Annotated in this window: 25 protein-coding genes; 9 read left to right on the forward strand and 16 right to left on the reverse strand. The window is 32.4% G+C overall.

Going from position 1 to position 24,487, the window contains the following annotated elements; translation table 11 throughout:
- On the forward strand, positions 1-125 hold a 125-nt coding region (locus tag ACTHPI_RS00005), incomplete at its 5' end, for an uL15 family ribosomal protein (protein ID WP_445352214.1).
- A 147-nt stretch (positions 126-272) separates the two neighbouring features.
- Here ACTHPI_RS00005 and tyrS read toward each other — a convergent pair.
- From tyrS to ACTHPI_RS00040, 7 genes are all read right to left on the reverse strand, one after another.
- Positions 273-1,535, reverse strand: a complete 1,263-nt coding sequence (gene tyrS, locus ACTHPI_RS00010) for a tyrosine--tRNA ligase (RefSeq protein ID WP_445352125.1) — start codon at positions 1,533-1,535, stop codon at positions 273-275.
- A 285-nt stretch (positions 1,536-1,820) separates the two neighbouring features.
- Positions 1,821-4,799, reverse strand: a complete 2,979-nt coding sequence (locus ACTHPI_RS00015; RefSeq protein ID WP_445352126.1) for an LTA synthase family protein — start codon at positions 4,797-4,799, stop codon at positions 1,821-1,823.
- A 42-nt stretch (positions 4,800-4,841) separates the two neighbouring features.
- Entirely contained in the window at positions 4,842-5,456 is a 615-nt protein-coding gene (locus ACTHPI_RS00020; protein WP_445352127.1) for a glycerol-3-phosphate acyltransferase, read from the reverse strand.
- Positions 5,456-6,559 (reverse strand): LCP family protein, encoded by a 1,104-nt coding sequence (locus tag ACTHPI_RS00025; RefSeq protein ID WP_445352128.1) that lies wholly within the window; start codon positions 6,557-6,559, stop codon positions 5,456-5,458. The genes ACTHPI_RS00020 and ACTHPI_RS00025 overlap by 1 nt, the downstream gene beginning before the upstream one ends.
- Positions 6,560-6,661: 102 nt before the next feature.
- Positions 6,662-7,231 (reverse strand): aldose epimerase family protein, encoded by a 570-nt coding sequence (locus ACTHPI_RS00030; RefSeq protein WP_445352129.1) that lies wholly within the window; start codon positions 7,229-7,231, stop codon positions 6,662-6,664.
- 165 nt (positions 7,232-7,396) lie between these two features.
- On the reverse strand, positions 7,397-7,684 hold the full coding sequence (locus ACTHPI_RS00035; protein ID WP_445352130.1) for a type II toxin-antitoxin system HicB family antitoxin: 288 nt from the start codon (positions 7,682-7,684) through the stop codon (positions 7,397-7,399).
- Between the two features lie 104 nt (positions 7,685-7,788).
- Positions 7,789-8,481 carry a 2,3-diphosphoglycerate-dependent phosphoglycerate mutase gene (locus tag ACTHPI_RS00040; protein ID WP_445352131.1) on the reverse strand — a complete coding sequence of 231 codons (693 nt, stop codon included), beginning with the start codon at positions 8,479-8,481 and terminating at the stop codon, positions 7,789-7,791.
- A gap of 136 nt (positions 8,482-8,617) precedes the next feature.
- On the opposite strand from ACTHPI_RS00040, the gene ACTHPI_RS00045 reads away from it, so the two are divergent.
- The 4 genes from ACTHPI_RS00045 to ACTHPI_RS00060 all read left to right on the forward strand — a co-directional run bounded on the left by ACTHPI_RS00045 (position 8,618) and on the right by ACTHPI_RS00060 (position 11,740).
- On the forward strand, positions 8,618-9,043 hold the full coding sequence (locus ACTHPI_RS00045; RefSeq protein WP_445352132.1) for a PAS domain-containing protein: 426 nt from the start codon (positions 8,618-8,620) through the stop codon (positions 9,041-9,043).
- A 78-nt stretch (positions 9,044-9,121) separates the two neighbouring features.
- Complete coding sequence (locus ACTHPI_RS00050; protein ID WP_445352133.1) at positions 9,122-9,880, forward strand: hypothetical protein; 759 nt, start codon at positions 9,122-9,124, stop codon at positions 9,878-9,880.
- 95 nt (positions 9,881-9,975) lie between these two features.
- Positions 9,976-10,767: a DUF6612 family protein gene (locus tag ACTHPI_RS00055; RefSeq protein WP_445352134.1), complete on the forward strand. Its 792-nt coding sequence runs from the start codon at positions 9,976-9,978 to the stop codon at positions 10,765-10,767.
- Between the two features lie 10 nt (positions 10,768-10,777).
- Positions 10,778-11,740, forward strand: coding sequence for a Gfo/Idh/MocA family protein (locus ACTHPI_RS00060; protein WP_445352135.1), 963 nt, complete (start codon positions 10,778-10,780; stop codon positions 11,738-11,740).
- 38 nt (positions 11,741-11,778) lie between these two features.
- Here ACTHPI_RS00060 and ACTHPI_RS00065 read toward each other — a convergent pair whose 3' ends face one another.
- The 7 genes from ACTHPI_RS00065 to ACTHPI_RS00095 all read right to left on the reverse strand — a co-directional run bounded on the left by ACTHPI_RS00065 (position 11,779) and on the right by ACTHPI_RS00095 (position 19,675).
- Entirely contained in the window at positions 11,779-13,617 is a 1,839-nt protein-coding gene (locus tag ACTHPI_RS00065) for a monovalent cation:proton antiporter family protein (RefSeq protein ID WP_445352136.1), read from the reverse strand.
- Positions 13,618-13,697: 80 nt separating this feature from the next.
- Positions 13,698-14,750 (reverse strand): SLAP domain-containing protein, encoded by a 1,053-nt coding sequence (locus ACTHPI_RS00070; protein ID WP_445352137.1) that lies wholly within the window; start codon positions 14,748-14,750, stop codon positions 13,698-13,700.
- A gap of 87 nt (positions 14,751-14,837) precedes the next feature.
- The gene (locus ACTHPI_RS00075; RefSeq protein ID WP_445352138.1) at positions 14,838-16,061 is read right to left on the reverse strand and encodes an SLAP domain-containing protein; all 1,224 of its coding nucleotides are present in this window, start codon (positions 16,059-16,061) and stop codon (positions 14,838-14,840) included.
- A 148-nt stretch (positions 16,062-16,209) separates the two neighbouring features.
- A complete protein-coding gene (locus tag ACTHPI_RS00080; RefSeq protein WP_445352139.1) occupies positions 16,210-17,157 on the reverse strand; it encodes a C40 family peptidase in 948 nt (315 codons plus the stop codon).
- Between the two features lie 241 nt (positions 17,158-17,398).
- Entirely contained in the window at positions 17,399-18,202 is an 804-nt protein-coding gene (locus tag ACTHPI_RS00085) for a C40 family peptidase (protein ID WP_445352215.1), read from the reverse strand.
- 205 nt (positions 18,203-18,407) lie between these two features.
- A complete protein-coding gene (locus tag ACTHPI_RS00090) occupies positions 18,408-18,932 on the reverse strand; it encodes a C40 family peptidase (protein ID WP_445352140.1) in 525 nt (174 codons plus the stop codon).
- 194 nt (positions 18,933-19,126) lie between these two features.
- Positions 19,127-19,675, reverse strand: coding sequence for a guanylate kinase (locus tag ACTHPI_RS00095; protein WP_445352141.1), 549 nt, complete (start codon positions 19,673-19,675; stop codon positions 19,127-19,129).
- Between the two features lie 90 nt (positions 19,676-19,765).
- On the opposite strand from ACTHPI_RS00095, the gene ACTHPI_RS00100 reads away from it, so the two are divergent.
- Positions 19,766-20,062: a DUF2187 domain-containing protein gene (locus tag ACTHPI_RS00100; protein WP_445352142.1), complete on the forward strand. Its 297-nt coding sequence runs from the start codon at positions 19,766-19,768 to the stop codon at positions 20,060-20,062.
- 95 nt (positions 20,063-20,157) lie between these two features.
- Positions 20,158-21,669: an O-antigen ligase family protein gene (locus ACTHPI_RS00105; protein WP_445352143.1), complete on the forward strand. Its 1,512-nt coding sequence runs from the start codon at positions 20,158-20,160 to the stop codon at positions 21,667-21,669.
- 37 nt (positions 21,670-21,706) lie between these two features.
- On the opposite strand, the gene ACTHPI_RS00110 is transcribed toward ACTHPI_RS00105, so the two are convergent.
- Positions 21,707-22,324, reverse strand: a complete 618-nt coding sequence (locus ACTHPI_RS00110) for an LVIS_2131 family protein (protein ID WP_445352144.1) — start codon at positions 22,322-22,324, stop codon at positions 21,707-21,709.
- A 118-nt stretch (positions 22,325-22,442) separates the two neighbouring features.
- Here ACTHPI_RS00110 and nrdI point away from each other — a divergent pair, with 118 nt between their 5' ends.
- Entirely contained in the window at positions 22,443-22,886 is a 444-nt protein-coding gene (gene nrdI, locus ACTHPI_RS00115; RefSeq protein ID WP_445352145.1) for a class Ib ribonucleoside-diphosphate reductase assembly flavoprotein NrdI, read from the forward strand.
- Position 22,887: 1 nt separating this feature from the next.
- A complete protein-coding gene (locus ACTHPI_RS00120; RefSeq protein WP_445352146.1) occupies positions 22,888-23,820 on the forward strand; it encodes a ribonucleotide-diphosphate reductase subunit beta in 933 nt (310 codons plus the stop codon).
- Positions 23,821-23,859: 39 nt separating this feature from the next.
- Here ACTHPI_RS00120 and ACTHPI_RS00125 read toward each other — a convergent pair whose 3' ends face one another.
- Positions 23,860-24,387, reverse strand: a complete 528-nt coding sequence (locus tag ACTHPI_RS00125) for a hypothetical protein (protein WP_445352147.1) — start codon at positions 24,385-24,387, stop codon at positions 23,860-23,862.
- Positions 24,388-24,487 lie beyond the last annotated feature (100 nt).

Here is a 24,487-nt window from a genome sequence, read left to right on the forward strand (position 1 = left end):
CTAACGGTGAATTAAAGACTAAGGTAACTGTAAAGGTTAACAAAGTTTCAGCAGCTGCTAAAGAAGCAGTTGAAGCCGCTGGCGGAACTGTTGAGGTGATCTATAAATGCAAGTATTTTTTATAAAAAGTTTTAAGAGCTGAAGTCTTACTCTGGCAAGGGATATGGAGTTGAAAACGCTAAAAATTAATAACAAAAAATAAAAATAATTTTGTTATTAATAACGTTTTTTAACAAAAAACCACATGGATTTTTTCCATGTGGTTAGATTATTTATTTTACGTGAACTAAAGTATACTTTCTTTTACCCTTACGGATAATTACATATTTACCATCAAATGCACTAGATGGATCTACTTCAAAATCAAGGTCTTGTTGACGGTCGCCATTAACATAGATAGCACCGTTCTTAACATCTTCACGAGCTTGACGCTTAGATGGTTCAATCTTAGTATCAACTAAAAATTCAACAATGTTCTTCTTTTCCTTATCTGCTTCAGCACTTGGTGCAGAACTCAAACCTTGTTCAATTTGCTTAACAGATAAATCTTTAATATTGCCTGAGAATAAAGCTTCAGTAATCATTTGAGCTTCTTTCAAGCCTTCTTCTCCATGAACGAATTTAGTTACTTCTTCTGCAAGCTTCTTTTGAGCTGCACGCTTCCAAGGTTCTTTTTCGGTCTTTTCAGCAAGTTCTTCAATTTCTTCATGAGAAAGGAAAGTAAAGTACTTAAGATATTTTACTACATCACGATCATCTTGGTTAATCCAGAATTGGTAAAATTCATAAGGACTGGTCTTTTCAGGATCAAGCCATACTGCACCACCAGCTGATTTACCAAATTTAGTACCATCTGCTTTAAGCATTAAAGGAATAGTCAAACCAAACGCCTTTTGATCAGATCCTTCAAGCTTGTGAATCAAATCGATTCCTGCAGTGATGTTTCCCCATTGGTCACTACCACCAATTTGCATTTGTACATTATGATCTTTATTCAAGTGGTAAAAATCAATGGCTTGCAAAATTTGGTATGAAAATTCAGTAAATGAAATACCATTTTCAAGACGACTTGCAACAACATCTTTATTAAGCATATTGTTAACTTGGAAGAATTTACCATAATCACGCAAAAAATCAAGTAAATTCATCTTACCAAGCCACTCTGCGTTGTTAACAATTTCAAAGTTTTCAGTACCAAATAGCTTCTTCATTTGAGCAGTAAGTTTTTCTTCATTTTGTTTAACTTGTTCTGCAGTTTGAAGAACACGTTCTGTTTTTCGACCAGATGGATCACCAATAGCACCAGTTCCCCCACCAATTAAAATTACTGGATGGTAACCTGCTAATTGAAATCTCTTTAAAATCATAAATGGAATAAGGTGACCAATATGAAGTGAATCTCCTGTAGGGTCAGTACCACAGTAAAGAGCCAAATCATCATGATTCTTTAAGTATTCGCGTAATCCTTCTTCATCTGTTTCTTGATTAATTGCACCGCGCCATTTTAAATCTTCTAAAATATCAAATTTTGCCATGTTTTCCTCCAATAAAAAACGTCCCTTGGAATAATCCAAGGGACGACTAATTACCTTTTATTAGCCGTGGTACCACCCACGTTCGCGCTTTTTGCGCCTTTATAGCTGATATGGAAGCTACCCCAATGTGTATTTCATTAAATTAGCCTGCCTGACTCACACCACACCGTCAGTTCTCTGAACACTGAACTAATTTATTACTTCAATAATATGATAATACTTAGTTTTTTTTAAATAGTCAACCTAAAAACAAAAAGCCGATTCTTTCGAATCGACTTAATTTGTTTAACGATAAAAGCCAGCTGCCTTTAATCCATATGCATCCCCAGCAGTCATGTCATATTGAACAGCTTCATAATCATTTAACAATGCACGTTGCTCTGAAGTTAAAGTCTTAGGATCAACTTTCTTACCCTTTTGGTCAATAAGTTCAAATCCTTTATCACCATCATAATTAATAGTAATAGCTGGAAGTTTCTTATGTACTTCAGTTAGAAGCGCTTGGTAAGGTGTTACCTTAGAGTTAGTTTGTTCAAGCATTAAAGCAATAAAGTCACTCGTATTTACAAAGTTAGTCTTATTAGTAAGCTTCTCCTTAGCACCATGTTCGCGAGCATATTTATTTGAGTAAATAAAGTAACGAGTTGAGTGCATTTCAACAGGATACTTAGCAGTGTAACTTTGTGACAAAATACTTGGGTAGTGATCTCCATAAAAGACAATTGTAATTGGTTTATTGATTTTATCAATTTTACCAATAAATTCCTTTACTGCTTCATCAGTATATTGAACACCCTTAATATAAGTTGCCATCTGTTCTTTAACAGCACCACTCTTGAATAAATCACCGGAAATTTTACCCATGTATTCATTCTTAGGATACCAATCATTATATGGCATATGGTTTTGAATAGAAATCAAGTTAATAAATTGACCACCTTTTTCAGAATTAATCTGACGAAGTCCATTTGCATAAGTAGTGAAATCTGAATTATAGCTACTCTTGCCAAGCTTCTTTTGATCAATAATCTTATACTTAGAACCTAAGTATTCAAATTTATTAAACTTAAATCTCTTATAATCTTCAACTCTTGAGTAGTAGGTACCAATAAATGGGTGAACTGCTGATTTATAATCAAAATTCATACCAATTGTTGGATAGAATTTATATCTTGGCACAACTTGAACATAAGGAGTTAAAGTTGATCTGAACATTCCCATGTTAAGTCCAGTCAAAGTTTCCCATTCCATATTGGCAGTACCACCACCGTAACCTGCGCTAAGCATATTACCGTAAGTAGCTCTCTTTTGCATTGATTGAATAAATTTAACTGGATTTGGAGCTGATTTATCAATCTTAATAGTTGGGAAAGTATATGGATCAACAAAACTTTCACTTAAGTTAAATACAACTGTTTGATCCTTAATATTATTCTTTCTTGTCTTATTAATTTCATCAGCTAACTTCTTATACTTATCATTTAAATGAGTGATTGTTGATTGTGAATAGTTTTCAGGTTTATTCATAATCTGCAAATCAATATAGTTCAAGAAGTTTAATACTGGACCATTGATTTGAATATCACGTTCTGGATTTCTAAATGATTGCTTATTATCAAAACCACGATTAATATGATAAATAAGACCACCATCATGATTAAAGCGAGTTGGAGTTAAAAATAGCAATACACTAAGAAGTGCCCAAATTCCTCTTCTCTTCCAAGAACCTTTTTTCTTAATTGGGAACTTGATTTCAAGAAATACACATACTGCAATAACAATTATCAATGCTACTGCAATCATTATTAGCTTCTGGGCACCAACCATTGGTGCTAAAGTCTTAAAGTTAGCTGCTTCACTTAATTCACTTGGATAAATTGGTTCACCACGCAAGTCAAGCTTAATCTTGTTAGCAATTGCCCAACCGATAGTAATTACACTAACTAAAACTGTAGAAGTCCAATAACGAGTAGTAATGAAATAGAAAATTGAGAACATTGCATCAAGAAAAATTGTTGTTAAAATGATAGCAAAAAATCTAGTTCCCAATAAGAAGATAACTGCATTAATATCTGTAGCAGTTGTAATTTGAATTCTTAAGTTATCAGATTCAATTAAGAATGATACAAAACTTAAGATATAGAACCAACCCCAAGTCATCAATTTCACTCGGTGTTCATATGCCCAATGCTTAAAGCTACTCCAGGTTGCTACAACAATATCAGCTAAGTCATCATATTTATTTAAAAATAGGACTGCATGTCTAAATGGTTTAATTCTAAATAAGAATTTTTCATAAATCTTAGTTAAAACTAAACTAATAAGCATCATCAGAACAAGCATCAAAAGCTTATTAAATCCAGCACTTCTAGTAATAGGATATGGCGTCATAAAGCCACCAGCAATTGGAGCTTGCATAAAGATAATTACTGGAATAAAGTAGCGCATTTCACGCTTAGTAAATGATAAAATTGTCTTCTTAAAAATCAAAAATGCTGTAATAACAACAATTACCATAAATGGAGAAGTTGGATTATTTAAGAATTGACGATTCCAAAAGCTAATGCTTCTGCCTGAAAGAACTTGATACCAATATACACCGTTAAAGCCAGCTACACCAACTAACACGATAACAAAAGATACAATTCCTCCAAGAAAAGTCCACTTAAAAATATTAGTAGTGATTTTTTCTTTGGCTAAAAACATCCCCCAAGCAAAATATAAAATTAAATACACGCCATAAATAGAGTAATTAAATAGCATAGTACCAGCACTTGTTGCAAAACCAACAATAGTTAAAGTGCTTAAAATTAAAATATTTTGTTTAGAAGTAAGCTTGCGCTGCAAATCATATAAATATGGCTGAGCCAAGATACTAAATACTAATCCAGCAAGAAGCACTGAAGTACTAGTTAAGATTGGGAAAAATACCCCCCAAAGCCGCCACATATTAAAACGACCTGGAAATCTAAAGAAATATACTAGATATTGTAAAACTAATGTTACAACAGCTATTATCCAAAATCTAAATGCTTCACTTGGATGCACTTTTTTCTTACTATATACCGCACCAAATACCATAGGTACAAAAATAAGTGTGGCATTTTCTAGCATCTTCGGCATAAATCTAAGCAAACTTCCAAGCGGCAATCTTCCCATACTGCTACCAAAGCTATAAGCTTCAGTTAACATCAAGAAAGTTGCTGCAGCAAGACAAAGAATTTGCCAAAATGATAGTGATTTTTTTATTTTATTTTCACTCATAGTTCTAATCTATGTCCTTACTATAATTTTCCTTTCACTACATTATTTCTTTATACCCAATTTTTTCTTTATTGAATATAAAATATCGACTTTCTTGCCTCGTCCCATGAAAAAATCAACAATATCATGACGAAACTTAAAAATCATAATAACAGTAATGATACAAAATATGATTCCAGCAGTTATCGACTGTGTAAATTCATACATGCTAAATAGTACCATAAATACGATTGGGGGAATCGTTAAATTTTGCATAATTGCTGTTAACAACAGAGCAATTAAGACTGTAATCAGGCCTGCTTTCCAATCATATGCAAGTGCAACTAAAATTGACACAGCTACACCTTTCCCACCTTTAAAGTGGTTCCAGATTGGAAAACAATGTCCTAAAATAAGTCCTAAACCAGTATAAGCTATGTAAACCTTTCCAGGAAACAAAAAATAAACAATTATTAAAGCTATTGCTGTTTTTAATAAGTCCCCTGCACACGTCAATATTCCCCATTTTTTTCCAAAAACAGCTCCCATATTAGCTGTACCAGGATTACCAGAACCATATTGTGTAGGATCTAGATGCAAACCAAAGCGCCCAATAATCATTGCAAACAAAAAATTACCAAATAAATATCCAATTAAGATACTCCAAATTGGTGCCATTAATTATCACCTTCTTCAGTGTAATCATCATAAATCTTATATTTTTGCGTTTTAGAACTATTAAAATCAAATCCTGAAGCTACATTACGTTGATTTTGATAAGTTTCATTATTGTTAACTACTTCTTGTTCTAAGCCTAACTCTTCTCTTACGTAATCTGAGACACGCTGCAATTCACGTGTTGGCTGAACTTGATAAGATGAACCATCAATCTCAACACTATATCCATGTAAGTAATCACTCTTAGAATCACTTGCACAATTACGATAATTCATTGCAATTGCTTGTAATGCACTAAATGGCAAGTTTGTACGTACATTACCTGATACTGATTCAAGGATTGAGTCTAAATTAGATAATGAACTTAGCGAAACAGCTTTCTGAATCAAAGTAGTAATTACTTGTCTTTGGCGCTTCTGGCGACCATAATCCCCTTCTGGATCATCATAGCGCATTCTTGAATAAGCTAATGCACCAGCGCCTCCCATATGATTTGTTTTACCCTTTTTAAATACATATCCGCCATATTCAAAACTTAAGGTAGGTTTCACGTCAATTCCGCCAACATAACGAATCATTTTCATTATTCCGCCCATATTGACTATCGCATAATATTTAATTGGAACATTAATCAATTTAGAAACACTGTCCATTGCCATTTTTGCACCGCCAATAGAATAAGCAGCATTTATTTTTTGAACTTTAAATTTTGGTGCGCCAACCATCTGTGCCATCGTATCACGAGGAATAGACATTAGCGAATAGCGCTTCTTTTTTGGATTAACAACTGCTAATATCATTGTGTCAGTATTTCCCATTTTGTCGGTTCTATTAAGAGCTCCAGTATCAGTACCCATTAAAAGAACAGCAAAATTTTTACTGCCATTAAACTCCCCACTCTTGATTTCAACCTTATTGCTTGGATCATAGGTTTGATCAACAGCATTCTTCGCTTTAAAATAAACATAAGCTGAATAACTAGCTGCAGCTACTACTACAATTGCAATAATGCTTACTACCCAAGACAGCAATACGTTCTTTTTCTTATTATCATCTGAATGAAGTTGGACGCGACTTACGTCTGGTTTTTTATTATTCCGCATTTTTATACCTTAATTAATTTTATTAACAGTTAAGTATTATAACAAAAAAAGCAAGCCACCGTAGGTTTGCTTTTATTTTCTTATTAAAATCGTTACATTTCTTTAGCTTAATGTCAGTACTAATTCAAAGTTTTGAGAACTATCTCCGCCCAAACTAAGTTCATCAGTTAAAGCAGTGATAGTTTTTTCAGAATTAGATAATTTAAAATCAGTAGAAGCAATCTTTAATTCATGATTATTAACTCCACTAAGAATTAATTGGTTAAGACCATTATCTACTTGCCAACCTGCTAAAATTGGTATTATTAATCCTAAAGAAAATGGCATCTCTTTATGTGAATTATTTTTCAAATAAAAAGACACAATTACTTGATTTCCTTCAAGTGCATAAGTTAAAACCACTTCGAAGTGAAACGGAAAACTATGGTAGCTTTCCTCAGTATCGATTAAAGTAAGACTGACGCGACTGTCACCTTTATCTACAACCGTCCAAGGCAACTTTAGCGCCCAGTTTTTCTCTTGGTCAATTGCTGGAAAAGCAACTGCCATATTCTCTTGTTTTTCACTGTTTTTAAGATAATCAAACTTATCATGTTGATTAGCAAGATTAGTTAATCTTGCCCCATTCTCATCCACAGAGACTTGCAAGAGAGAATTTTCAATTGTTTGCATAGTGTTCTCCCAACTTTTCCCCTTTTTGAAAATATCACTTATAGGGGTTAAATGTCAATTTAGCTAGAAGATTCACTTGCTATCTTTTCTTACAGTGACAGTAAATACGCGAAAAATATTATTTTTTAAAAAAACGTGCTTTACTTAAAAAGCACGTATAAATTGTCAAATTTGATAATCGATTCTATCACGAAATGCTTGTGTTAAATCAGCTGATACCTTTGCTACAAAAGAACCATCATCTGCTGTTTTAATATCGTTTGGATCGCTTGCATCTGGCAACTTTTCCTTATTGTAAAGACGACTAGCTAAAGTATCAGCAGCCATCTTTAAAGCCTCTCTTAAGCCCTCTCCCTCAGTAATTGCACCTTTAACATCTGGAAAGCTAATCACATAAATATCATGACCAAGCGGCTTAAAAATTGCTGGATAAGTTACAATTCTATGATCCAATTATATTCCCCCTATCTTAAAATAACCTTTACTCTATACTCTATTATATACCAAAATAAAAAACTCGACCAAAAAGGTCGAGTTTTTTATTATCGAACTAATAATTAGTCGTCAAGCTTTTCTTTGTTAACAACATCCAAGTTTTCGTCGAACGTGTAAACAACAGGTTCACCAGTCTTCATTTCTAAGTCCATGATATCTTCATCAGAAATGTTTTCAATGTACTTAGTTAAAGCACGAAGTGAGTTACCGTGAGCTGCAATAATTACGTTCTTACCGTCAAGTAAGTCTGGAGCAATGTGATCTTCCCAGAATGGCATTACACGGTCCAAAGTTACGTGTAAGTTTTCTGCCTTAGGAACAATGTGTGGATCCAAGTTTGAGTAACGACGGTCATGTGCTTGGCTGTATTCATTGTCATCATCAATTTCAGGTGGCAAAACATCGTATGAACGACGCCAAATGTGAACTTGTTCGTCACCGTACTTTTCAGCAGTAGCCTTCTTGTTCAAACCTTGAAGAGCACCGTAATGACGTTCATTAAGTCTCCAAGTCTTAGTTTCAGGAATCCAAAGTTGACCACTTTCTTCAAGTGCAAAGTGCAAAGTCTTGATTGCACGAGTAAGCAATGAAGTGTAAGCTTGGTCAAATTCAAGACCGTGTTCCTTGATTAAACGACCAGCTTTTTTAGCTTCTTCAACACCTTTTTCTGAAAGGTTAACATCAACCCAACCAGTAAATTGGTTAGAAAGGTTCCATTCACTTTGTCCGTGACGGATCAATACTAATTTAGACATGAAATATCTCCTTTAAAAATTCAATGTTTCAACAAATATTCTACCACAATCTAAGAAAATGAGCAGGAAAAAACCGACCTAAAAAATGGTAAACTAATAATGTAAGCCTTTTAATTTTCAAGAAAGAAGATAAATTATGGAAAAACAAATAAAACTTGATGGTGGAAGCCTATCAATTGACGTATTAAATGCAATTTTTGAAACTATTCCCCAGGAAATGGACGTCTTAGATAAAAATGATGTAGTTGTTTGGTCGTCAATGAACAAGCATCGTTTATTTAAGCGCACCGAAAAAGACATTGGAAAAACAGTATATCAAGTTCATCCAGGTCACAGCCAAAATCATGTAAAAGCTGTTTTAAAGCAAATGCATGATAATAAACGCAATAATTTATCAATTATGATTCACAAAAATGGTATTCCTGTTAACATATCTTTTTATAGCCTTCACGATAAACAAGGTAAATACATTGGCTGCATTGAAGTGACTCAGCCTGTGGAAAATTTACAAGTTAGTGGAAGTAAGCTTCGCAATATCTTAAATATTATTAAAAAGCATTAATTTTACCCTATATTTTTTCATTTTTTAAGACGAAAAGCTTATACTAGCCTTAGTTTTAAAAAAATCGAGGCAATATTTATGAAAAAATTTTTTAAAATATTTATAGAGACAGTATTAGGTTTAATTTTAATATTCACTCTTTCAGCTTGTTCAACATCTAAGTCAAAAACGAACAGTTTACCTAGTGCAAAAACAGTTTTATCCGGCGCTCAAAATACTGACTTAAACACCTTGCAAGCTACTTGGACTCAAGCTAATTCTAAGAAACAAATAGAACAAAAAGCTCTTGTTAAATATAACAAAAAACCTTTAGTAATGTTTGCAGACTTTACTACATCTTCTAATCATTACAAAATGTGGATCAATAATAAAACTAACTATATCCAAATGCGTGGTACTGCTACTGATAAATGGTTCAAGACTAAACTTACTAATACTTCATCTTATTCACAATTAGCAGATAGTATTGCTAAAAATGCTCTACTTAATTTTGATGATTCAACTGCTAAGTTATTTAAAGTTAAAAAAACTTCTAATGGTTATTCTTTAACTTATCAAGGTTCAAGTGAAAAAATTTGGGATATAATTAAGCAAAATTCTTGTCTAACTTCAACAATCGGTATTGATTTTTCTAGTGCTAAACCTGTCAACAGTGATATTATTATCAATACTGACAAGGACTATAAGTTAACTAATTTAAAAGTTTTAGCTAAATATAAAAATCAAAATGAATTAAAGACTTTGTCAATGAAAGTTACCGATATTAACAAATTAGGAAAACTTGAAGTACCATCTTCGGTAACTAAAAATGCTGTAAACTTAGAAAAAAATAAATAATTTTAGAAAAAGTCACTATCTTTAATAAAGAAGTGGCTTTTTAAGTTACAATATAAATGTAAATAATAATTAAGGAAAAGAGAAAGTATAATCAAATGAAATTTAAAAAAGTTTTTATCGCAATTGGCTTATGTACTGCATTAGTATTAGGCGGCTGCTCGCAACAAAAAAAGACAGCTGCTCCTGTTTTAACTAAAAATCAAGTTATCAAAAAAACGCAACAAACTTTCAAAAGCGGACAAATAGTTCAATCTATTCGCTTATCTACTGATACTTCAACTCAGCTTGTATCTGCTAATACAAGCTTTGGAGGAGAGCCAACCATTTTTCATATTAATAATCAAACTACTAGCAAAGGCAAAACTCAAAATACTGAAGAATGGGTAAACTCTAATAACGTTTACTTAAATGGACGTAGCACTTGGTATAAAACTAATTTTGAAAAATTAAGCGGTCACTCCTACGCTGAACTTTTAGATGCTGTGATAAATAATCAAACAATGATGAATCCTGATAAAAAATTAGTAGATGCTTTTAAAATGACCCGTAAGAAAAACACTTACACTTTAACTGCAACTATTAAAGATAAATCTATCATGAAAGATGCAGCAGACCCAATCTTTTCAACAACTGCTCAAAGTGCAGAACAAGAAAAAGTATTCCGTAGAATTCAAAAATATGGTAAATACCAAGATATGACTGTTAAAGCTGTAGTAAAAAATAAAATGGTATCATATAGCTTATTTATTAACATGAAACTCGGAAAACTCATGAAAGTTCGCTTAGGTCAAAGCTATGGCAACTTTGGCAATTATGACTTCTTAAAGCTTCCAGACAGTGCATTGAATGCTAAACCATTACCTAAGTCAAGTACAAAATCTAAGTAAGGAGATTCTTATGAAATTAGGAATTATTGGTAGCGGAAAAATCGTTCATGATTTTTTAACAACTGCAGATAAAATTAATGGATTATCGTTAGCAGCTATTTCAACTACTAAACGCAGTAGCACAATTGGGCAAGAACTTGCACAAAAATATCACATTTCAAAGGCTTATACATCTAACAGAGACCTTTTTAATGATGAAAATGTCGACACAGTTTATGTAGCAGTTCCCAATTCTTTACATTATATTATTGCTAAACAAGCTTTAGAAGCAGGCAAAAATGTTATTTGTGAAAAGCCATTTGTTTCTACCACAACAGAAGCTCGTGAATTAAAAGAAATTGCTGATGCACATAACGTAATAATTGTTGAAGCAATTACTAATATTCACTTAGAGAACTTTAAACATATTAAAGAAGATTTGAAAAAAATTGCTCCAGTTCATATTTTATCTTTGAATTATACCCAATATTCTAGTCGTTATGATGACTTTTTAAAGGGAAAAATTGCTCCGGTTTTTGATCCGAAAAAAGATGGCGGTGCTTTAAAAGATTTAAATATTTATAATATTCATTTAGCTGTTGGTCTATTCAAAAACCCTAAAGCAGTTCAATATTACCCAAATATGCAACGAGGAATTGATACTTCAGGTATTCTCAATCTTGCCTATCAGGGTATGCAAGCTAGTTTAATTGCTTCTAAAGATTCATATACTTCACCTCGTTCATTTATTGAAGGAGAAAAAGGTAGTATCTTTTTTGATGGTTCTCCAGGAGAATTAAATAATTACAGTTTAGAACTTCGCGGACAAAATGTTCAAGAATATAACTTTAATAAATATGACCATCGAATGGCTAGTGAATTTAATGATTTTGTTGAAGTCATTGACAAGCATGATACTAAGCAAGCTGATGAATGGTTTGAACATAGTGTTCAAGTTTTAGATATTCTTTCAGCTGCTAAACGTTCATATTAATAATATTAAAAATCTCGCTACAAAGTAGCGAGATTTTTTCATTTTCTAGTTAATAATCGTCTAACTCGATCAACACTGTTAAATTGTCCTGAATAAATTATTTCATCACCTTTTTCAATTACAGTTGAGCCATGCGGTGATAACCATTGACCATTACGTCTAATTCGACTAACAGTAATTGAATCAATAAAGTCTAAATCTTTCAATTCCTTACCAATGTAACGAGGATTATGAACTGTAGCTGAATATAAAATATTTTTAGTATCCGTGATAATTTGGTAAACAGCGGGTGATTCAATTAAAGCTCTCATTAGAGCAGATCTAATATTGATAAAGTTAAAGATTTCAATATTATCCTGTATCAATTCTTCCACGGTTTTGGCATCGGGCTGTCTTAAACGAACAATAATTCGTTTAGGAATTTGACTAGCCTTAGCCAATTTTGCAAGTTTCAAGTTTACTTCATCGCTGTGATTTGCAGCAACAAATATATCACCATCAAAAGCACCAACCTTTTCAAGTGTTTTTTGATCTAAATCTTGAATTAAAGTTAAGTTTTCTGCACGACTCTTGTAGGTATTATATTTTTCTTTATCATCTGTAAACATTGCCACAGAATACCAATTATCATGCAAGTCATGAGCCACAGGTACAGTTAAAGTGTTGGCCCCCATAATTACTACTCGCTGCTTAATTCTATCTTCTGGTGAAAGCTTAAATGATGAATTAAATACAATAGGGCTAACAATACAAACTACTACAGCTGCTAAAATAAAAGCATCAGATTGAGTAGAAGTAATTGCATGAAGCTTTTGTGCAACTTGCAAAGTTGGAAGCACGATTGTAATCGTTGTAGCTGTTAAAAAGCCACCAGCAAACGCATTACGCTTATCAAACTTCCTCATAAAGACTGCTACCACTGGAGCTTTAGCAAGGAATAAGAACAAAATCAAAATTGGCAAAAGCATCAAAGCATCAGGATTAGTGAACAGTGATTTTAAGTTTAATTTAACTCCAGTCATAATAAAGAAAATCGGAATAAAAAATCCATATCCAATTGAAGTCAATTTGTCCTTCGTTGATTCACTAGGTTCAAGCAGCTTCATTACCATTCCAGCCAAAAAAGCACCTAGAATATTCTCTGCACCAACACGTTCTGCTACAGTTACTAATGCAAATATTAGAAAAAATGCCAATCGAATATCTAATTGCGTTGTTGACTTAGTCACTTTTACAAACCACAGATAAGGCTGCTTAAAGCGATGCAACAAAATAATTGCTGCAACAAAAAGTAAAATAATCAACCATAATTGGCCAGCATTTCCACCATGCACTGATGCATAAATAGTAAGCAATAACAGTGGAATAACTTCACCCATTACTGCTGTTAAAAGAATAGTTTGACCAATTGGTCGACTTAGAATTTCTTTTTCTTTTAAAGTAGCAATTACTACTCCTAAAGCTACAGTCATAAAGATAATACTTGCTAGCATCACTTCACTAAAGAGACCGATCCATTTTAATATAAAAGCTAAAACTATAGCACTAACTGCTACACTAAAAAAAGCAATTCCAGCAGTCTTTAATGGATCTACCATTTTTCCAGCATGGGATTTTCCTTTTGGATTATTTTTTCTGCTTAATAATTCAAAATCAATTTCCATCCCTGATAAAAACATCAAAAGGATAACTCCTAGATTCGACAAAAAAGTTAAATCATGTGTTGTAGAAATCAAATTAAATCCACTTGATCCCATAATAATTCCAACAATAATTTCAGCAACTGCTGTAGGTACATTATTTACTTTAAATCGTGCCATAAAAATTGGAATTATTAAGGCTAATAAAACGACTATGAATAATGATAATTGCTCCAAGTTAAAACCCCCTTTTATCATTCTAACCATTGTACAAAAAATACGCTTATTCCTAAAGAGAAAAAGCGTATTTTCTTAATTTAAAAGTTACCAGCTTTTACAAATTGAGTAGCACTAATTGCGTAGTACTTAATTCCTTGAATAGTAACTTTAGAACCATAAGTTTTAACAGCATTGCCTTTTAACAACTTAGCACTACCAACTCTTACACCAACTGTATCGTAAACATAAGCGTTCTTTTTTAATTCACGGTCCATCCCTTCAACATTAGAGCCATTAACATAAGCATCTTTACCAATTTGAAGATATTTTTTACCTTTGATTTCTTTTTCACCAGTTACTTTAATAGCTACTCCTGCCTTTTTTAACTCTTTATTATGCTTACCTTTTTCATTATAAACATAAGCATCATGCATTAAAGTTTTAGTAGTTGCAGAAGATGGAGCTTGTGCAACTGGAGTAGTTGAAGTAGTAGGAGTTGCAGCTTTTTGAGCAGTTGAATTGCTGGCTTGCAAGTCATAATAATATTTAATTAAATCAAAGAATTGATCCATAGAATAACCCCAAGTAGCAAAATAGCCATCAGGATCACCATGATCCGTTCCACCTAAGAACTTAGATACTGCTAAGTGTGACCAAACTGTCCCATTCCCATCGTGAGTAGCATTAGTTGGAGTTAAATCATAACGGTGCAAAATTTTAGCTGCATAAATTGCATCATTATTAATACTTTTCGCAAAGTCATTGCGGTCAGTTTCTTCACACAATTCAATTTGTACAAAACGATTATTCGCCATTGGACCTGCGCCCCACGCTCCATAATCAGGTGTCATCATTTGAATTGTTCCATTTTTATCAACGAAAGCATGAACATAAGCATACATATTCATCCACTCACGGTTAAAATAAATAGCCTCATCATGCGCACTAGCTCCAGGGGTTGCAGTTTCATGAATAACTACACCATCTGGTTTTCCATTATTTTTATATTTAATAGGATTTTTTTCATAAAATTTATTATATTTAATATTTTCTGTTTTAAGCATTTTATAGAGGTAAGTCGTTCCTCCATAACTAAATTGTTTAGCTGTTGAATTAATATCAGCTGCTTGCGGTTTATCGCTAATTGACAAGCTTCCTGCAGTTATAAGCTAGTCCAAGTGTAGCAATGGCCCATTTTTTTAGTCTCATTTAATTTTCTCCATTCCCAATCGAAAAAATTAGTTCCTAGCAAAGTTAGCACGTTTTACAAATTCTCGTATACCAACTTTGTAATACTTTTGACCATTAATAGTTACTGCACTACCGTAGGTTGCTACAGACTGATTCTTCTTATATTTAAGATTGTTATCGCGATTGCCATATTCATTATAAACATATGAATTATGCTTCAAAACGCGGGAAGTTCCATCAATATTGCCAGCTGCAATGTATTGATTTTCACCAATTCGGTAATATTTCTTACCCTTGATAGTTTCCTGACCATAAGTTGGGATAACATTGTCAGCTTTAAGCATCTTAATATTACGGATTCTTTGTCCCTTTGAATCATAAATATAGGCATTATGCATTAAGTTTTTACTTACTTTAACACTTGCACTCTTTGGAGCTTGAGAAATAGCTGCAGCTGGTTGTTCACTATTGTTTTCAAACAAAGTGTCGTTTACCCAGCCTTTACCTACAATATGCATACGCTTAGAACCATTGTAATAAGTAATAGTCTTATCTATTGTAACTGTTTGTCCTTTTGATACTGAGCCTGATTTAGCAGAAATAGAATGGTCAGTTGGCCAAGCATAAGTTGCACCAGATTTAGCTACACTATAAGACTTGGCTTGGGTTGAAATTTGTGGATCATACTTTGTTAAATCATATGTTGTAATATGGTTATTCAAAGATATATTGTAACGATGATCAGTGGCATAAGTTCCAGTAAGTGCTTTAGTTGCAGAAGCATAAGTAGATGCATTTTCAATCCATGCACCCTTATAACGATCTGGTTGCCAAGTAACACCTAAACGCAACTTTTTACCATTATCATCAAAAGAGCCTTCATATGAAGGATACTTTCTAAAAGCTGCGTTAATATAGTAACTCTTCCCACTTGCATTTTCTTCTCGGGTATTAGCTGTATAAGATGCACCATCCCAGCCATCGTTAGCCTTCATCCCAAATAAATTATTTGCTTCAGTAGCTAACTTTGATTGACCCCAACCAGATTCAACGATAGCTTGTGCAATCATAACTGATGGATATACTCCATAAGTTTTAGCTGCCTTTTGAGCTTGCTTAGCTGCTTTATCCAAAAAAGCTTGTTCAATATTTGTTGTAGCTTCTACTTTTTGAGCTTTAGCATTTTTAGCAATTGGTAAATTATTAATTGCAGGCATAACTGCAGTTAACAGAGTAGCTGCAGCTACTCCTGCGACAAATTTGGTCTTCATGAATAGTAAAAATCCTCCTTATGATATTACTTATTTTATAAGGTAAAACCTATTGTGACAACGATATTAATCAATTTGAAACATAAATATAACATTTACTTTTTCTATCAAACTGAAATAAGAGCAACCTCTGAAGTTGCTCTTACTATTAAAGTACGCGCTTTGCTACAGATGGGTAATAATATGATGTTAATGTTTGCAAAATTACCCCTTGTTCTGGAGTTGCAGCATTTACGTACTGATTATTGCCGATATAAATTGCAACATGATATGGTGCATTTGGGTCTCCCCAATAAATTAAATCGCCTGCTTGAAGCTGATTCATTGCTATAGAAGTTCCAACTTTTACTTGGTCACTAGTTGTTCTTGGCATATTAATTCCTGCCGCATGTCCATAAACATATTGAATAAGTCCTGAACAATCAAAGCCATCTTCACTAGCTCCAGCCCAAACATAAGGCTTACCAACTTCATGCTTTGCTAAAGAAACTATTGCATCTGCACGATTAGTTGAATTTACAGTCGGTGCTTGCGTTGCTGGCTTTGATTGTGCAGTATTTTGAACTGCAGCTTTAACTATTTTCTTAGCCATATTTACTTTTTTGACTTTACTAATGGTTTTTTTAATTACAGAATTATTAACAGTTTTTACTTGATTTGTCTTTTTTGTTATTGTATTTGCCTTTTTTGGTTTTTGTGAAATCTGCGGCGTTTTTTGATTATTTACTTTTTTAACTTTTATTTTTACCTCTTTTTTCTTTTCAGGCTTTTTAACTGTTTCTTTTTCAATATCAACTGTGTATCGGGCTGGAATCCATTCTCGAGTTCCAACTTTATACCATAAGTTACCTTGCTTATCTAATGCGGTTTTAGCCACATTCCATACTGTTCCATCTTTTGCGCGGAATCCCATAAACTGACCATTATTATAACTAGTCCAAATTCTTACACCTTTACCAGGCAGATAGTGGATTTTCACACGCTTCAAAGCTACAAAGCTTGAAGCAGAAACAGTCTTAAGTGAGCTCACTGTGCTAATACCGGTCAAAGTTAAAGCAGCAGCAGCTCCTATTTTAAATAATTTGTGTTGTGTCATTCTTCAATCCCCTTTGGTAGCGAAAAATTAAGCAAATTACGCTAATATTTTCTGACTATACATCTCTATTGTAACGGGTGAATAGTTACAATTGTGTTACAAAATTTGATAAATTAAATTATTTTTACCTCTATATTTATTTAATTAATAGATAACACTTAAACCTAAAAATTATGCAACAAAAAAGCAGCATCTCTAAACTTTTTCTTTAAAAATGCTACTTGTTTTTAATTTAATGTTATTAATTAAGTACTCGACGGGCAGCTGAAGGATAAAAGTATGAACTTATACTTTGTTTAATTACACCCTGGGAAGGAGTAGCTGCATGAATATATTGATTATTACCAACATAAATACCTACATGATATGGGGCATTTGCAGAGCCCCATAATAAAAGATCACCTGGTTGCAAGTTACTTAATGAAATTTTTTTACCTTGATTTACTTGTGAATAAGTTGTACGGCTAACATCTACGCCTGCAGCCTTCTTATAAACATATTGAATAAGTCCTGAACAATCAAAACCGCTAGGAGTAGAACCGCCCCAAACATAGTTTTTACCAACTTGCTTACTTGCTAACGCAACAACTGCTGAAGCATCTCCAGTAGATGGAGTAGCTTTATCATCCTGATGATTAGTTGGTGCTTGGCTAACTGCAGAAGTTGCTGTTTTTGCCTTTTTTATCTTTTTTACTTTTTTAGTTTTAACTCGCTTAGCAACAATAGAATTAGCATTTACTGTGTACTTTGCTAAAATCCATTGATTTTCTCCAATACTGTACCAAGTACGACCCTTTTTATCAATTTGAGTATCTAAAACTTGGTAAGTAGTTCCATGAGCGGCGCGTACACCTGTAAAGTGTCCATGATTAAAATTGTCCCAAATGTTAATTCCATAACCTGGTACATAATTAATCTTGACAGACATTGTAGCAGCTTGAACATGACCAGATTGTGCATTAAATTCATGAACTGCTGTAACGCCAGTAACAGTCAGCGTAGCAGCTGCTGCAGCCTTTACAAACTTATTATTAAATTTCCAAATTCAAATCTCCTTAATTCCTGTATTAGCAAAACATTTATATTAATTACAGGTAATCTTTATACTTTCTTAAATATCTAACACATTTATATAGTACCCTTGTAATATTACAAAATTGTTACAAAAATAATACACAAAATAAAAAACGCCTAAAGCAATTACTTTAGACGTTTATTTCGTATTTTAGAACGAGAATTAATTCTAAATATTATAAAACTCGCTTAGCTGCTGATGGGTAGAAGTAACCAGACAATGCTTGCTTACGAACACCTTGTGAAGGAGTTGCAGCATGAACATATTGACCATTACCAACATAAATACCTACGTGGTATGGAGCACTTGCAGAACCCCAGAATAAAAGGTCACCCTTCTTCAAGTGGCTTAATGAAACACGCTTACCAACATTAACTTGTGCGTAAGTAGTACGTGGAAGAACTTTCTTACCAGCTTGTTTATATACGTATTGTACTAAACCTGAGCAGTCAAATGCGTATGGACCAGTAGCACCGTAGATATAACTTTTACCAACTTGCTTTTTAGCAAGCTTAACAACTGCGTTTAACTTTTTAGTCTTTGCTGAAGTTTTCTTCTTTGGTTTTTGAACCGTAGCAGTAGTATCAAAAGCACTTGCGGCAGTAGTATCAGCACTAACTGGTACATTAACTACGGAAATACCAGTAAAGAACACTGATAAAACTGCTGTAAACTTAACTAAACTAGACTTAAACTTCAAAATTAATTCTCTCCCTAAAATTATGTAATATTTTTTGTTTGCTTTTTTAAAAATATTGAATGGTTCCTCATTCATTTCTTAAATCATTCAACGTTTAATATGATACCTTTTAAATGTTACATAATTGTGTCAAAAAAACTACCATACCGTTAAGAAAATACATTTTCAGGGATAAAATCTGTAAAAAAGATAATTTATGCGCTTTCAATTTTAGAAATTATCAAATCTAACTTTTCTTCCGTATCATTCCACACATCATTATAAAGAATATGCGCATCTTGTCTTAAAGAATCTGGTAAAGGATTTAATTCGCTTCCGCTTAAACGCTCTCTAACCATTTCAACACTATCTCCGCGTCTAATTAAACGCTCTTTCAATTCATCAATGTTTGAAGCAGTAACATATAAAAAATATGCTTGTCCTTTTAATTGAGTCAAATAGGATTTAATTCCTTGAATATCTACGATCAAAGAAACAATATCATGATTTTTCCAAGCTGTTTCTAGCGCTTCTTTACTAGAACCATATTGGAACTTTCCATAGTTTACATGTTCAAAAAAATGTAATTTACTAAAACTTTCTGGACTTTCAAAATAATAGCTCTTATCCGGCACCTCTCCTTCTCTCATAGGTCGAGTTGTGTGGGTAATCACACGCGGAATATCGTATTTTCTAGTTAAATATTCTGAAATTGTTGTCTTACCAGCACCGCTTGGACCAGCGATTAAAATAATTTTCTTCATCAAACACTGCCACTTTCCTTGCAAACTTTTCATTTCCGTAATAATATTTTACTATTGTAATCGAAAAGGTGGAAAGGAGCAAAATTCCTTATGAAAAAATCAGACGTAAAAGTTGGCGCACTTGTTGGTGCAAAGTCAGAAGAAGAACTTAAAAAACCTTTTATTGGTAAAGTTGAAAAGATTTATGAAAATTCAGCTCTTCTTGCAATCACTTCTTATGATCCAGTTGATGAAACTGCAATCAGCGACTTAAATAATAAGATTGTAGTAAACTTTAAGAACTTGAAGAGTGCACGCAGTCTTAAGAACTCTAAAACTGCTAAGGCAAATGAAGTGAAAGTTGAAAAAATCAAGAAACCAGCTACTAAAAAAGAAGATTCTAAGTAAAATTCTTTTATTGAGTCGAGAAAAAAATTCTCGACTCTTTTTTTCTAAGCTATTTTTTCCTAAAATATATGAATAAACTTATTCTAGGAGGAAATATGAAAGAAAAAACAAAAACTATTCTTTTCTGGTTTATACTTATTCAACCATTTCTAGACCTTTACTGGTTCTATAATGGAAAACTTGCCGAAATATTGCCATTCACATTGCCGACTATCATTAGAATTTTAGCAGTATTTGTAATTTTTTGTATGTTTTTCAGTCAAAAACAAAACTGGCAAAAATTAGGACATGAAAAGTGGCAATTAGCTTATTTTGCTTTATTGATTATTTATTCTGCATTACATTTATTCCATGTAAGAAATTTCAACAGTATTAATCCATCTGACTATAATTATTCAACAATTAGTGAAGTATTTTATTTAATTAGAATGCTCCTTCCTTTATTGGTAATTTTTTTCACGTATGAATTAAATTTTGAAAAAGAAAACTTTAAAAAAGTAATCACAGGAATTTCTGGTCTTTTTTCATTCACGATTGTGATTTCCAATCTTTTTATTATTTCACTTAAATCTTATGAAACAGGATTCATCAACTCTAATATTTTTATGTGGTTCTTTAATCCAAATATCGGCTATTCACATATGGCTTCAAAGGGTTTCTTCAATTTTGCTAATATGGTTAGTGCGGTTCTCTTTATGTTAGTTCCAATTATGTTTTACTTTATGTTTGAAAACTTTAATTGGAAAATTGTAACTTTGAATGTAGTTCAAGCTCTAGCTATGATTGAACTTGGTACTAAAGTCGCAGCAATTGGACTAGTTGGCGGAATTATTATCAGTATTCTAGTTTATTTTGCCCATCGCTTTTTATTTAAGAATATACAAAAAAACACTAAAGCAACAATTGCCGCAATTTTAATCGAAATTGGTAGTTTAGCAATTTTACCATTTGGACCTACAATTCAGCGCTATAATTATGAAATCTACTTAGCTCAGCAATCTGACCATAACTTAACTGCTACTAATCAAAAATTAAATGATGGTCTTAAAAAATATAAAGGTAAAGCACGTGAACAATTTTTACGCGATTTTATCAAAAATAACTATCAAGAATACGCCTTAAATAAAAAATTCGTATTTAAGAGCTATCCCTACCAATACGATCCTGAATTTTGGTTAAAAATCATGAAAGAACCTGGCGAAACTCGAATGCAGAATCGCTATGTTGAACGAGCAATGCTAAATCAAGTTAGAAATTACAATAATAATAAACTAGATAAATTTTTAGGAATTTCATATACTCGAGAAACTAATATTTTTAATTTAGAACGTGATTTTACTTCCCAGGTCTATTCACTTGGCTACATTGGAATGCTCCTATTCATCGGTCCATATGTGGCAATCCTGCTATATGGAATTTATAAATGGAGTAAAAATAAAAAAGCAAGAACTTATTTGGTAAGTTCAATGCTTTTATCAATTATTTTTATGCTTTTTGCGGCATATTATTCTGGAAATGTAATGGACTTTTTAACTGCAAGCTTCATTTTAGCATTTGTTGAAGGAAGTTTATTAGTCCAAGTTAATAACAATCGAAATAAGACTTAGGTCTTATTTTTTTAGCTCTAGCTAGTTATAAAATATTTCATTGCTTAATAAAACTTTGATCTGGAATTCTAATTAAATAATATCTTGTAGCAATTCGTCCAGCATGCATCCCAATCCCATTTTGCCAAGTTTGCTTATATCTTGCAGTATATACAGCCACATAAGCTCTTTGATACTTTTTATCCATCTTTTTAAGTTCTTTTAACTCATAAGGAATCTTTTCTGCACTTACATTTAATGGGCTATTTCCATAAGCAACAGATGCATAATCACTACCCACAGTAACTTTAGTGCCTGCACGATAATAAGTATAAGTTTGTGATCCAAATTTTTTCTTAGCAGAATTAATTGTCACATAACTAGAATTACCTACTCCTGTATTCATAACAAGAGGTTCATATTTTACACTTGAAGTAATGCGGCTTGAATCTTCTAAGTTAGGATTATCCATCGCCGATTGATTAAACATCCAACCTGTCACAATAATTAATACTAATACTTCTACAATATCAATTATAAAATTAGGCCAGCTAAAACGCTTATGTTGCTTAATAATCATTTTGATTCGGCGTCTGCGAATATTTTGTACAACAAAAACTAAATAAAGTAATATAACAACCCATAAAAGGATTCCAAGTAAGTTCCAGCTAATCATATATAGCCCTCCTAGATATTTTATATTATATTGTTTTTTCCTTAACTTAACAATTGAAACCTTACCTATTAAGTGGGAAAATAATCTTGTAATAGTTTAAGTTATAGGAAAGTTTTTTATGGTAGCAGTAGCATTTTATTCAATAACTGGGCAGACTAAAAAGTTTGTTATCAAAACTGGTCTTGATGCCCATGAAATTGACGACGCGTGGCCACAATATGAGATGGGAGAAAAGTATGTTTTAATAACCCCATCTTATCAAGATTTTATGATGGACTCGCTAGTTGATTTTCTAAATTATAAAGATAATAAGAAAAATTTAGTCGGTATAATTGGTTGTGGGAACCGTAACTTCAACGACCTTTTTGCACAAACCGCAAAAAAATTATCCGTTACTCTAAAAGTTCCCATCCTTTATTTACTAGAATTTAGTGGTACAGACAAAGACGTTAAAAGCGTAAAGCGGATCATTAAGGATCTTTCTAAGGGTCAAAGTACGAAAGAGGTACAAAAGCCTAAAGAATTACGTGGAAATATTAGCTTTTTAAGTGACTATAGGTAATATGACAAAGAAATATACAACAATTAATTGGAATAAAATAGAAAACCGAGTAGATTATTCAGCCTGGTCTAGATTAAATGATTTTATTTGGGAACCTGAACGAATTCCAGTTGAAAAAGATAAAAAAGAATTTATTCAGCTTGATCCAAAAGTACAAGATATTTTCTTAAAATCATTTTCAGCTTTAGCCTTCATCTCAAGTATGCAAGTAAAGCTAGGAAATGATATTGTTAAAAAAGATTCATCAACTCAAATTGAATACTCTGTATTCAATGCCTTGAGCTATCTAGAATCAATTGCTAACAAAGGCTATAGCAATGTAGTTCAAAATTTAGCTGACCCACTTAAAGTTAACGACTATATGGAGTGGGCAGAGAACTCTGACATTTTACAAGATATTGCAACTTTAATTGGAGATGTCTATTTAAAGGGAAGTATTTTACAAAAGAAAATTGTCCTTTCATTTGTAGAAATGTCTGTTTATCATGCTGATTATTATGCACCTTTGTTCATTTTTGGTGATGGTAAATTAGCACGCACAGCAGAAATTGCTAAACTTGCAATTCGTACTACTTCTTTTAATGCAATGTATCCGGGAGTTAAATTCCGTGCAGATTGGGACCAACTCTCTAAAGATGAGCAAGAAGATGTTAAAGTTTGGATAGATACTTTTGTTGCTGATCTTAATGAATTAGTAGAAAAACACCTAGATGAATTATATGTTGATACTAACTTTGGCGATGGAGCTAAGCACTACTTCCGCTATACTATCAATAAGAATTACATGAATCTAGGTTTTCCAACTCCATATCCTGATAGTGCTGAATCAATTAATCAAACTATTCAACGCGGTATTATTAAAAATGCTGTCTTTGAAGATTTCTTCTTCTATCAAAATGACAATACTTTAATTCATTTTAAAGAAGAAAAATAATAAAATAAACCACTGCTTCATTTTGAGCAGTGGTTTATTTTATTTCTTTTCAGTTTTTTCATTTTTCTTGGTAGATGCTTTTTTAGTTGTATCCTTTTTTTCAGGTTTTTGATATTCACGAATGACTTTAAGCTTTTCAATTATTGAATCAGTTAAAATATCTGTCATTGCATCTGGATCTGCTAATAATTCTTTTTCAGTTGCTAATTGATCAATTCTAAATTTTGAAACATTAACATAATCTGAACGTGTTTCAAAGTAGACATTTACATCATAATCAATTCCATCTTCAAAGAAATTAGAGATTTTCTTATAATTGCTATATGGTAAATTAATAATATTAATTTCTAAAGCAAATGTTGCTGGACGTTGCCCTGTTACCGCAAGTTGAGTTTGAATCAAGGAATTATGCTTTAATGCAGCTACAGCTTCCTTAATCATTTTATCTGCATATTCACGTAATTTCTTTTTAGATTTACTAATGTCTCCATATTTAACGGTTTCTAAATCTTGTAAATAGTCTTCATTTTCAATTTTTTCTGTTAAGTCTTTTAAATTGATTTTCAAAACAAATTTTCCTTTTTTCTAATATTAATTTCTTTACTTAAATATTAGCATTATCAGTTAAAAAGTGAAAAGAAATTATTTTCGACAAATTACAAAAACC

This window comes from Lactobacillus sp. PSON, from assembly GCF_052615405.1.